The organism is Streptomyces sp. CO7 (assembly GCF_053474865.1).
This window is the reverse complement of record NZ_JBRIOU010000002.1, coordinates 113543-124533: the sequence shown is the minus strand read 5'-3', so window position 1 is coordinate 124533 and position 10991 is coordinate 113543. Positions and strand designations below refer to the sequence as shown.

General features: G+C 74.7%; 11 protein-coding genes. 7 read left to right on the top strand and 4 right to left on the bottom strand.

What is annotated here, in order from left to right; genetic code table 11:
• Positions 1–167: 167 nt before the first annotated feature.
• A complete protein-coding gene (locus ACOV8S_RS02450; RefSeq protein WP_448315847.1) occupies positions 168–620 on the bottom strand; it encodes a MarR family winged helix-turn-helix transcriptional regulator in 453 nt (150 codons plus the stop codon).
• A gap of 278 nt (positions 621–898) precedes the next feature.
• Between ACOV8S_RS02450 and ACOV8S_RS02445 the strand changes: the two genes are divergently transcribed.
• From ACOV8S_RS02445 to ACOV8S_RS02415, 7 genes are all read left to right on the top strand, one after another.
• Positions 899–1444: a UGSC family (seleno)protein gene (locus tag ACOV8S_RS02445; RefSeq protein ID WP_448315845.1), complete on the top strand. Its 546-nt coding sequence runs from the start codon at positions 899–901 to the stop codon at positions 1442–1444.
• Positions 1441–2601: a hypothetical protein gene (locus tag ACOV8S_RS02440; RefSeq protein WP_448315843.1), complete on the top strand. Its 1161-nt coding sequence runs from the start codon at positions 1441–1443 to the stop codon at positions 2599–2601. The genes ACOV8S_RS02445 and ACOV8S_RS02440 overlap by 4 nt, the downstream gene beginning before the upstream one ends.
• A 13-nt stretch (positions 2602–2614) precedes the next feature.
• On the top strand, positions 2615–3607 hold the full coding sequence (locus ACOV8S_RS02435) for an NAD(P)/FAD-dependent oxidoreductase (RefSeq protein WP_448317325.1): 993 nt from the start codon (positions 2615–2617) through the stop codon (positions 3605–3607).
• Between the two features lie 39 nt (positions 3608–3646).
• Positions 3647–4429: an enoyl-CoA hydratase/isomerase family protein gene (locus tag ACOV8S_RS02430; RefSeq protein WP_448315841.1), complete on the top strand. Its 783-nt coding sequence runs from the start codon at positions 3647–3649 to the stop codon at positions 4427–4429.
• A gap of 96 nt (positions 4430–4525) precedes the next feature.
• Positions 4526–4681, top strand: coding sequence for a hypothetical protein (locus ACOV8S_RS02425; RefSeq protein WP_448315839.1), 156 nt, complete (start codon positions 4526–4528; stop codon positions 4679–4681).
• A gap of 184 nt (positions 4682–4865) precedes the next feature.
• Complete coding sequence (locus ACOV8S_RS02420; protein WP_448315837.1) at positions 4866–5672, top strand: phospholipid scramblase-related protein; 807 nt, start codon at positions 4866–4868, stop codon at positions 5670–5672.
• Positions 5673–5792: 120 nt separating this feature from the next.
• Positions 5793–6692: an amidohydrolase family protein gene (locus tag ACOV8S_RS02415; RefSeq protein ID WP_448315835.1), complete on the top strand. Its 900-nt coding sequence runs from the start codon at positions 5793–5795 to the stop codon at positions 6690–6692.
• Between the two features lie 10 nt (positions 6693–6702).
• Here the strand turns inward: ACOV8S_RS02415 and pdxR are convergent, their stop codons facing one another.
• The 3 genes from pdxR to ACOV8S_RS02400 form a co-directional block, all read right to left on the bottom strand.
• Positions 6703–8151 carry a MocR-like pyridoxine biosynthesis transcription factor PdxR gene (pdxR, locus tag ACOV8S_RS02410; RefSeq protein WP_448315833.1) on the bottom strand — a complete coding sequence of 483 codons (1449 nt, stop codon included), beginning with the start codon at positions 8149–8151 and terminating at the stop codon, positions 6703–6705.
• A 55-nt stretch (positions 8152–8206) separates the two neighbouring features.
• On the bottom strand, positions 8207–9076 hold the full coding sequence (locus ACOV8S_RS02405; RefSeq protein WP_448315831.1) for a class II glutamine amidotransferase: 870 nt from the start codon (positions 9074–9076) through the stop codon (positions 8207–8209).
• 86 nt (positions 9077–9162) lie between these two features.
• On the bottom strand, positions 9163–10584 hold the full coding sequence (locus tag ACOV8S_RS02400; RefSeq protein ID WP_448315829.1) for a glutamate decarboxylase: 1422 nt from the start codon (positions 10582–10584) through the stop codon (positions 9163–9165).
• Positions 10585–10991: the final 407 nt, after the last annotated feature.

The window sequence follows — 10991 nt, the reverse complement described above, 5'->3', positions numbered from 1 at the left end:
CCGCGCGCCCCGCGCGCCCCGCGCGGAGCCCTCGCGCCCCGCGCGGCACCGGGTCCGGCAGCGCCCTACCGCACGTCCTCCGCCAACTCCGCAAAGCCGTCGCGGAGTTCCCGCTACATGATCACCCGCATGCCGCTGCCCCCCTTCGCCCGGCTCGCCGCCGGACCTCAGGCAGGCGCCTCCTCCGCCCCCGGCGCGATGCTCGCCAGGGCCGTGAGGACGTGGGCGCGGGCGGCCGCGTCGAGCGACCGCAGGGAGTCGTCGATGAGGTGGCGGTAGAACTCCCGCTCCGCCGCGAACGCCCGTCGGCCGACGGCGGTCAGCGCGAGGACGACGGTCCGGCGGTCGGTGGGGTGGCGACGGCGTTCGAGGTAGCCGTCGCGCTCGAGCCGGTCCGCGAGGCTGGTCAGCGTCGACGGGGACAGGCGCAGGCTGCGGCGCACCGAGAGGATCGGCGACTCGCCGTTGAGGCCGAGTTCCTGGATGAGCATCCGGGCGCGCAGATCCAGCGAGGACGTCGGACGGGCGCGGTGCTCGGCCTCGATCACGTGGACGAGGCGCATCAGCGCCTCGATCTCGCGGTCGGTAGCACCGGAATCCTGCTGGGGCATGTCCACCATGTCCTGATCCTACTTATACGCCGCCAGGCACACGATCGACGGCCGGACTCCCGAACAGGCCCGCCGGATCGAGCTCGTCGCGCGGCGCGGTGAAGTCGTCCCACCGCGGGTGGGGACCGCGCAGTTCGGCTCAGCGCCGACGGCGTGGCGGGGCGGGACGCGTGCGGAACCGGAACGTACAACCATCAATATTCCCTGATTCGTAAGATCTCTTGATCGTAACTTCCGGGCTGCATACGATCCGCGTCACACCCTGCGGCTTCACGGGAGGGGACCCGATGGGCGTCACGATCGTCAGTCCGACCAGCCACGAGGCGGCGCCGGATTCGGTCCCCCGCGCCACCGTGCCCGCCCTCCACGGTCAGACCGTGGGCTTCCTGAGCAACGGCAGGATGAACGCCGACAAGGTGCTCGAGGGCGTCGCCGCCGCACTGGTCCGGCTCCACGGCATCACGCCGCGCCTCTACGCCAAGAGGGCGTCCTCGGCCCCCGCGGCCGACGAGCTCCTCGACCGCGTCACGCAGGAAAGCGACGCCGCGGTGGTGGCGATGCTCGACTGCGGCTCCGGGGCCTCCTGGGCGGCGGCGGACATGGCCGCCCTGGCCGGCCGCGGCCTGCCGGTGTGCGGCATGACGTCCACCCTGTTCGAGGGCCTGTCCCGGCAGGTGCTGGCCGTCCGGGGCGCCGACGCGCTCGGGCTGGCCGTCGTCGCCCACCCGGTCGGCGGGATCCCGCAGCAGGAGGCCTTCGAGCGGGTCACCGCGCTCGCCGTCGACGACGTCGTCCTCGCCCTGACCACCGAGATCGAGCGGTACCCCTCATGACCGCCCCCGAAGGGCCGGACCTCGTCACCCTGGCGGACGCGCACGACGAGGAGACCGCCGCCGAGCAGTTGCACCGGTGGGAGTGGACGGACGGCCTGCCCGTGGTCGTGCCGACCACCGAGCGGGTGGAGCGCTTCCTCGCCGCGGCGACCCGGCACCCCGACGCCTCCCTCGGCCCTCTCGCCCCGCGCGGCGCGGAGCTGACCCTGCGCGAACTCGCGGCGCACGCGGTGATGGCCGGCTGCCTGCCCGCGTACATGCCGGTGCTGGAGGCCGCGGTCGTCGCCCTGCAGCAGCCGGAGTTCAACCTGTACGGCGCGCAGACGACCACCCACCCGTGCGCGCTGATGGTCGTCGTCCAGGGTCCGGTCGCGGGCGAGCTCGCCGTCGCGGGCGGGGCGGGCTGCATGGGCTCCGGGTTCCGCGCCAACGGCACGATCGGCCGGGCCGTGCGCCTGGTCGCGATGAACATCGGCGGCGCCCGCCCCGCGGACGACCAGGTGGCCGGTGACGTGGACCGGGCGACCCACGGCGCCCCGGCCAAGTGGTCGTTCTGCTTCGCCGAGAACCAGGCCGACAGCCCCTGGCCGCCCTTCGGCGCGCAGCTGGAGTGGCCCGACGGCTGGGACCCGGCGGACGGTCTGGTGACGGTGGCGGCCGTGGAGGGCCCGCACAACATCAACGACCACCGGTCGTCCACCGCCGGGAACCTGCTGCGGACGATCGCGGCGACCATGGCGACGCCCGGTGCCAACACCGTCTACCGCGGCGGCGACCAGTTCCTCGCGCTGGGCCCCGAGCACGCGCGGCTTCTCGCCGACGCGGGTCTGTCACGGGCCGACGTGCAGCAGTACCTGTTCGAGCACGCCCGTGTCGACGCCACCCGGGTCGGCGCGGAGAAGCTCCAGGAGGCGAGCCTGTGGGGCGGCTACCGGCTGCTGCTCGAGGAGTGGGGACACCGGGTGGCGATCGCCCGCGCGCCGGAGGACATCCGCGTCCTCGTCGCCGGCGGCGCCGGCAAGCACTCCGCGTGGATGCCGACCTTCGGCGCGACCTGGAGCCAGACCGTCCGGCTGCCGCGCTCGGCGGGTGACGGCTTCACGGTCGCGCCACTCAACGAGACGGCCCGCTGGGCCGACGGCCTGGAAGCGATGTGAGCGCCCGGTGAGCATGTGGGCCGACATCACCGGCGGGACCGCCCTGCCCTCCGGCATCGTGGACGCGGTCGTCGTCGGGGCCGGGCCGGCCGGCTGGACGGCCGCCCTCTACCTGGCGCGGGCGGGCGCCGCACCCCTGGTGCTGGCCGGCCCGACGCCCGGCGGCCGGCTCATGGACGCGGGCCCGGTGGAGAACTTCCCCGGCTTCCCCGAGGGCATCGACGGCCCCGAGCTGATGGCCCGGATGCGCGAGCAGGCGGAGCGGGCCGGGGCCACCGTGGTCACCCTGGACGCGGACGAGATCCGGTACGCGGCCGGCGATCCGTCCGCCCGGGACGCGGTCCACGAGATCGTCACCGACGAGGGGACCGTGCGCACCCGCGCCGTCGTGCTGGCCACCGGGTCCGCGCCGCGCCGGCTGGGCCTGCCCGGCGAGGCGGAGCTGGGCGGCGGACGCGGCGTCGCCTACTGCGCGGTCTGCGAGGCGCCGCTGTGCAAGGGCCGTGACGTCGCGGTGGTGGGCGGCGGCGACACCGCGATGGAGTGGGTGCTGGCCCTGGCCGGGCACGCGCGGCGGGTGCGGCTGCTCCACCGGGGCGATCGGTTCCGGGCGACCCCGGTCCTGCTGGAACGGGTCCGGTCGCTGGGCAACGTCGAGATCGGCGCCGGCCGCGTCGTGCGGCAACTGCTGCGCGGCCGCGACGGGAAGCTGGCCGGGCTGGGCGTGGAGGACACCGCCACCGGCGAGGTCACCGACCTCACGGTGCAGGGCCTGTTCGTGGCGGTCGGGCACACCCCGCGCACCCGGCTGGCCGACGGGTTCCTGACGTTGACGCCGACCGGCCACCTGCACACCACGGGCCCGGGCGGGGCCACCGAACTGCCCGGGGTCTTCGTGGCGGGCGACGTCGCCGACGCCCGGTACCGGCAGGCCGTCACCGCGGCGGGCGCGGGCTGCGCCGCCGCCCTGGAGACCACCCGCTACCTGGAGGGCGTCCATGCCTGAGCAGCCGGCGCCGGGAGCCCTCGAAGGAGCGCCGCCGGTATGAGCACCGCCGACAAGGGCCGGGTGACCCTCACCCGCGACGGTCACGTCGCGGTCGTCGAGACGCACACCCCGCCGACCGGCTTCTTCGACCGCGACCTGCTCACCGCGATCGCCGACGCCGGCGAGCGCGCGGCCGCCGACGGCGCGAGAGCCCTCGTGCTGTGTGCGGAGGGACGCCACTTCTGTGCCGGCGCCCGGCTCACGGACCCCACCGGCGCCCTCGACCCGCGCGCCTCGGCCGCCGCCGTCCACGAACAGGCGGCGCGGATCATCCGGCTCGACGTCCCGGTCGTCGCCGCGGTCCAGGGCGCGGCCGTCGGCGGTGGCCTCGGTCTCGCCTGTGCCGCGGACTTCCGGATCGCCGGGCCCTCGTCCCGGTTCGAGGCCGACTTCGCCCGCCGGGGCTTCCCCTGCGGCTTCGGGCTGAGCCTGACCCTGCCGAGGATCGTCGGCCGCACCCGCGCGGAACTGCTGCTCTACACCGGCCGCCCGCTGGTCGGCGCCGAGGCTCTGGACGCCGGCCTCGCCGACCGCCTCGCGGAACCCGGCGACGAGCGCGCCGCCGCCCTCGACCTCGCCCACGAGATCGCGGCCACCGCCCCCTGGGCGGTCCGGTCCATGCGGGCCATGATGCGTGCCGACCTGCTCGACGGGCTCGAGGAGGCCCTCGCCCGCGAGGTGGACGAGCAGCAGCGGCTCTGGCGCACCGAGGACGCGGTCGCCGGCGTCACCGCCTCCGCCCGACCCCCAGGAGGTACCGGACGGCCCGGCACGGGGTGATCGGCGGACTCGCCGACGGCACGGGCCGCCGGACCGCCCCACCGTCCGACCTTCCGCAACGACACCCTGGCGCGATGGAGACATGTCGACACTGTCGTGTCCAGCGTCGGCGTCCCGCTCTTCGGGCCGTTCGAGGAGGCCGACCTCGACGCGGCCCTGGGCGCCTTCGAGATCAAGGTGATCGGCGCCGCCGTCCTGCTGGAGGCCTTCCTCCCGGGCATGCGGGAGCGCCGCAGGGGCGAGCTGGTTTGACGTCGCCTCGCCGGTCGGGCGGATCCCCTTCCCCTTCGAGTCGGTCTGCTTCCACCGGGTTCGCCCTGGAGGGCATGGTCCCGTCGCTGGGGTTCGAGGTGGAGCCGTACGGCGTGCGGGTCGACCGGGGCGGCCGCCTCCGCACTCGTGGCGCATTCCCGTCGAACACACGTAGCATCCGCAGGTGACCACACATCCCGCACACCCCGCCGGCTGGTACCCCGATCCCCAGGGAGCTCCGCAGCTCCTGCGCTACTGGGACGGCGCCGGCTGGACCGAGCAGACGGCGCCCGCGCAGGGCGCACCGCAGGCGGCCCCCCAGATGCCCGACCCCCGGGTGGCCCGGCAGGTCCAGCAGCAGGCCGGCGTCCAGGCGCCCGTGACCGGCACCGGCTCGATCTTCACCGAGCCGGTCCTGGTCGTGAACCAGAAGGCCAAGCTGGTCGAGCTGGTCAACGAGTACAAGGTGATGGACCAGCAGGGCGCCCACATCGCCTCGGTCGTCCAGGTCGGCCAGAGCACCCTGCGCAAGGTCCTGCGCTTCGTGAGCAGCCTCGACCAGTACCTGACGCACCGGCTGGAGATCCGCGACGCCTACGGCCGGCCGCTGCTGCTGCTCACCCGCCCCGCGAAGTTCATCAAGTCCCGGGTCGTGGTGACCCGCCCGGACGGCACGCCGGTCGGCGAGATCGTCCAGCAGAACGCGATCGGCAAGATCAACTTCGCTATCACCGCGAACGGCGCCCAGCTCGGCGAGATCCGCGCGGAGAACTGGCGCGCCTGGAACTTCGCCGTCGTGGATCACGCCGGCACCGAGGTCGCCCGCATCACCAAGACCTGGGAGGGCCTGGCCAAGACCCTCTTCACCACCGCGGACAACTACGTCCTGCAGATCCACCAGCAGCTGCCGGAGCCCCTGCGCAGCCTGGTCGTCGCCACCGCCCTCACGGTGGACACCGCCCTCAAGCAGGACGCCCGCGGCTTCGGGTGACCTGCCCCGGCCACGGCGGCGGGAGGGGCGCGCGTCGCGGCGTCCGTCCCGCCCGCCGCGTGGCGCGCCCCGACACCCCGGCCGGCGGCAGCCGCCGGCCCCCAGGAGAGGTGGTCCCCGGTGAGTCTTCCCCGTACGGCGGCCGGCGACGAAGCCGGCGAGGTGCGCCGCTTCTGGACCGGGCTCGGTCTGCCCGGACTGATCGACGTGCACACCCACTTCATGCCGGAGAGCGTCCTGCGCAAGGTGTGGGAGTACTTCGACGCCGCCGGCCCGCTGATCGGCGGTCTGGGATGGCCGATCACCTACCGCACGGAGGAGGCCGAACGCGCTTCACTGCTGCGGGAGTTCGGCGTGCGGGCCTTCACCTCCATGATCTACCCGCACAAGCCGGGGATGGCCCGCTGGCTGAACGGCTGGGCGGCCGACTTCGCCCGCCGCACCCCGGACTGCCTGCACACTGCCACGCTCTATCCCGAGCCCGACGTCGAGGCGTACGTCCGTGAGGCGCTGGAGGCGGGCGCCCGGGTCTTCAAGGCCCACATCCAGGTGGGGGCGTACGACCCGGCCGACGAGTTGCTCCGCCCCGCGTGGGGTCTGCTGGCCGAGGCGGGCGTGCCGGTGGTGACGCACTGCGGCTCGGGTCCCGCTCCGGGCAAGCACACCGGCCCCGAGCCCGTCGCCCGGGTGCTGGCGCGTCACCCGAGGCTGCGCCTGGTCGTCGCGCACATGGGCATGCCCGAGTACGAGGAGTTCCTCGACCTCGCCGAACGCCACGACCAGGTGCGGCTGGACACCACGATGGCGTTCACCGACTTCACCGAGGGCTTCATGCCCTTCCCCCGCCGGGCCCTGCCGCGGCTGGCCGACCTCGGCGACCGCATCCTGCTGGGGAGCGACTTCCCCAACATCCCCTACCCGTACCTGCACCAGCTCCAGGCCCTGGAACGCCTGGGCTGCGGCTCCGAATGGCTGCGCGCGGTGTGCCACGACAACGCGGCCGCCCTGTTCGGGCTCTGACGGGCGCGGCCTAGACGGCGTCGACCGGCGGCAGGGCCCGGAGCAGGGCGTCGAGGGCCGCCCGGTAGGCGTGTTCGGCCGGGGCGGCGTAACCGACGACGAGTCCGTCCCCGGCCGGGGTGGTGGCCCCGGGGTGCCGGAAGGCGGCGAGGCCGTCCAGCGCGATCCCCTGCCAGGTGGCGGCCTTGACCACGGACGCCTCCGTCCCGGGCGGCAGCCGAAGGACCGCGTGCAGTCCGGCCGCGATGCCGGTGGCCGTGACGTGCGGGGCCCGCTCGGCGAGGGCGGCGACGAGCTGGTCGCGCCGGTCCCGGTAGCGCCGGCGCATCCGGCGGACGTGCCGGTCGTACCGGCCGGAGGCGATGAAGTCGGCGAGGGTCAGCTGGTCGACGACGCCCGCCCACGCCTCCCGCTCGCCCTTGGCGGCGATCACGCCGTCGACGAGGTGCCCGGGCAGCACCATCCAGCCGATCCGTACGGCCGGGGACAGGCTCTTGCTGACCGAGCCGAGGTGGACGACCCGTTCGGGGTCCAGGCCCTGCAGGGCGCCGACCGGCTCCCGGTCGTAGCGGAACTCCCCGTCGTAGTCGTCCTCGAGGACCAGCCCGTCGCCGGCGCGGGCCCAGTCGACGACCGCGGCGCGCCGGGCCGGGTGCAGCGGTCCGCCGGTGGGGAACTGGTGCGCGGGCGTGAGCAGGACGCCCCGCACCCGTGGCCGCAGGCCGGCCAACTCCTCGACCCTGGCCCCTTGTTCGTCGAGCCCCAGCGGCACGGTCCGGGCGCCGGCGCTCTCCAGGATGCCGCGGTGGTGTCCGAGCCCGTACGACTCCACGGCGAACGGGCCGCGCAGCACCCCGCCTGCCGCGCCGCGCGAGCCGTCGAACAGCAGCCGCAGCGCGTGCGCGACGCCGGAGCACACCACGATCCGGTCGGGGTCGGCGCGCACCCCGCGGGCGCGGGCCAGGTAGTCGGCGAGCGCGCGGCGCAACTCGACGCGGCCGCGCGGGTCGCCGGGGCCGAAGACCTCGTCGGGCGCGGAGCCCAGTGCCCGCCGGGCGGACGCCAGCCAGGCGGTGCGCGGGAAGGAGGCGGCCTCGGGCGCGCCCTGCCGGAGATGGTGCGCCGGTCCGACGGGCTGCCGGGCGACGGGGTGCGGCCTGCGGGGCCGCGACGGCGGGGCGGCGCGTTCCGCCACCCGGGTGCCGGAGCCCTGGCGCGCGGTCAGCCAGCCCTCGGCGACGAGCTCGGCGTAGGCGTCGGCGACGGTGTTGCGGGCCAGGCCGAGGTCGGCGGCCAGCGAGCGGTAGGGCGGCAGCCTGGTGCCGGGCGCCAGGCGTCCCTCGCGCACCGCCTCCCGCAGGGCGCGGATGAGCACGGCGCGGCGGCTGCCGGGACCGGACAGGTCCAGGTGCAGGTCACTGCCGACACGCGCCGCCGAATCGACCCATGATTCCGGCATGGCAGTGCACCCTAGCCGAGACCGCCGCCCGCTCCCGGCTTCGCCGGACCGGCCCTCAGACGGCCTTCTGGGAGGCCGCCGCGTCGGGCCGCAGGTCGTCGAGGGTGAGCAGGTGGGCCGGAGGTCCGGACAGGGCCTCGTGGCGGGTGACGCCGAGGCCGGGTCCGACGTGCAGCAGTTCGCCGGCATCCAGCAGGCGCCAGTCGGGGTTGTCGTCCATGCGCTCGCTGGCGACGACGACGGCGGGGTGGTCGGCCAGGTGCGCGGAGTGGACGCGCATCCGGCCGTTGCTCCCGCTGTGGTCGAGGTGCCGGCCGCCGTGGAGGCCGCCGGCGCCGCGTCGCAGGACGTACAGGTCGTGGGTGTCCGGGTAGCGCAGCGCCCACAGTTCCCGCGGCGTGACGAGGATCAGGTTGAGGGCGTAGACCGGCAGGTTCGCGGCGATCCAGCGGGCGGCCTGCCGGATCCCCGCGGTGACGTCGCCGTCGTGCCGCCGGGTCTCCCGGGTGATCAGGGCGAAGAACCGCTCGGAGTCGGTGTCGCCCCGCACCAGGGAGCGGTCCTCGCCCAGGTGGTCGTCGAGCGCGTCCAGGCCCTCGACGACCCCGTTGTGCGCGAAGAGCCGCCCCTCCTGGGCGAAGGGGTGGGTGTTGCGGGTGTCGAGGCCGCCGGTGGACGCGAAGCGCAGGTGGGCGACGAAGGTCGCCGACTCCACCTGGCGGGCCTCCTGGGCGAAGGCCCGGTCCTGGTAGGCCGCGACCGGGGCTTTGTCGACGCGGGGGGCGCCGTCGGCGGTGAAGTGACCGAGACCGGTGCCGTCGGGGTCGCGGTGGCTCTGGTCGCTGAGGCTGTCGGGGGCGTCGAGGAGCCAGAAGGTGGCGTGCGTACGGCGCGGGGCGCTGCTGAGACCGAAGAGACGGCACACGGCGTTCCTCCGTGGGGGTGGAGCGGTGGTCCGCCGTCACCGGCGGCGGGCAGGGCGGGGGGTGCGGGTCTCGGCGCCGCCCGCCGTCACCGGCGGCCGGGGCGGCTGGGGTTCCTGGTCTCGGCGCCGTGGGCGAAGCCTCCGGCGTCCTCGCCCCGGCGTGGCGCGTCCTGCGTCTCCAGCCGGCTCAGGGCACGGCGCAGGTCCTCCAGGAGCAGGTCGGCCAGGTCGTGGCTGAAGTCGACGCGGACCACGATGCGCAGGGCGGCCAGGTCGGTGCGGTTCTCGGGGAAGGTGTAGGCGGGCACCTGCCAGCCCCGTTCGCGCAGTGCCGCGGAGACGTCGAAGACGCTGAAGCGGTCCTCCCCGTCGCGGACCCGGAAGGCGAAGACGGGGATGTCGCCGCCGTCGGTGATGAGCTCGAAGGGGCCCAGCCGCGCGATCTCCCCGGACAGCCGGGTGGCGACGTCGCGGCAGGTCTGCTGGACCCGCCGGTATCCGTCGAAGCCCAGCCGCAGGAAGTTGTAGTACTGGGCGACGACCTGGGCCCCGGGCCGGGAGAAGTTCAGCGCGAAGGTCGGCATGTCGCCGCCGAGATAGTTGACGTGGAAGACCAGGTCGTCGGGCAACGCGTCCCTGTCCCGCCACAGGACCCAGCCGACCCCGGGCATGACCAGGCCGTACTTGTGGCCGGAGGTGTTGATCGAGGCGACCCGCGGCAGCCGGAAGTCCCACCGCAGGTCCGGGTCGAGGAAGGGGGCGATCATCGCGCCGGAGGCGCCGTCGACGTGGACGGGAACGTCCAGTCCGGTGCGGGCCTGGAGGTCGTCCAGGGCCGCGGCGATGTCCGCGACGGGCTCGTAGCTGCCGTCGAAGGTCGACCCGAGCACGGAGACGACGCCGATGGTGTTCTCGTCGCACAGGTCGACCGCCCGGTCGGGCGTGAGGTGGAAGGTCTCCCCCTCCATGGGCGCGTAGCGGGGCTCGACCTCGAAGTAGTCGGCGAACTTCTCCCAGCAGATCTGGACGTTGCTGCCCATGACCAGGTTGGGCCGGTCGGTGGGCCTGCCCTCGGCCCGGCGGCGGTGCTGCCAGCGCCGTTTGAGGGCCAGCCCGCCCAGCATGGCGGCCTCGCTGGACCCGGTGGTCGAGCAGCCCATCGCGTGCCGGGTGTCCTCGGCGTGCCAGAGCCGGGCGAGCATGTGCACGCACCGGGTCTCGAGTTCCGCGGTCTGCGGGTACTCGTCCTTGTCGATCATGTTCTTCTCGGCGCACTCGTCCATCAGCCGCCGGGCCTCGGGCTCCGCCCAGGTGGAGACGAACGTCGCCAGGTTCTGCCGGGCGTTGCCGTCGAGCATCAGCTCGTCGTGCACCACCTGGTAGGCCGTCGCCGGCTCCATCTCGCCGGCCGGCAACTCGTACCGGGGCACCCGCAGGGGCTCGCGGCTGAACACCGGGTTGACCTGCAGGTCACGGCTCCTGCCACGGCCCTCGTGCTTCACCGTCACGCGCGCTCGGCCTTTCCGCGAGGAGGGGTACGTACGCCACTGCCAGGACTCCCCCGCGCGGCCCGCGCCGAATCAGACCGGCCCGCACCGGCCGGGGCCCGGCCGCCGTCGACAACCGCACGTCTCCCGTCCCGACCCGGGTCCCGAGGTGCCTGCACAGTGGCCTCGGCGGCCCACCGGAAGCCGGGGCGGAGCGGGCGTGGCACGCGAGAAGTTCCGCCGGACGGCGGACGGCGGACGGCGGAGGGCCGACGGCCGACGGCGCGGCCCTGGGCCCGCGGGTCTCTCCCGGCGGCCACCGGCCCGGGCGGGGAATTGACCCGGAAAACCGGCACGGAAATGCACCCCGCCGGAGGTCTTTCCGCACCCTAGGTTCGAAGCATGACGAACACCGCGCACACCACGAC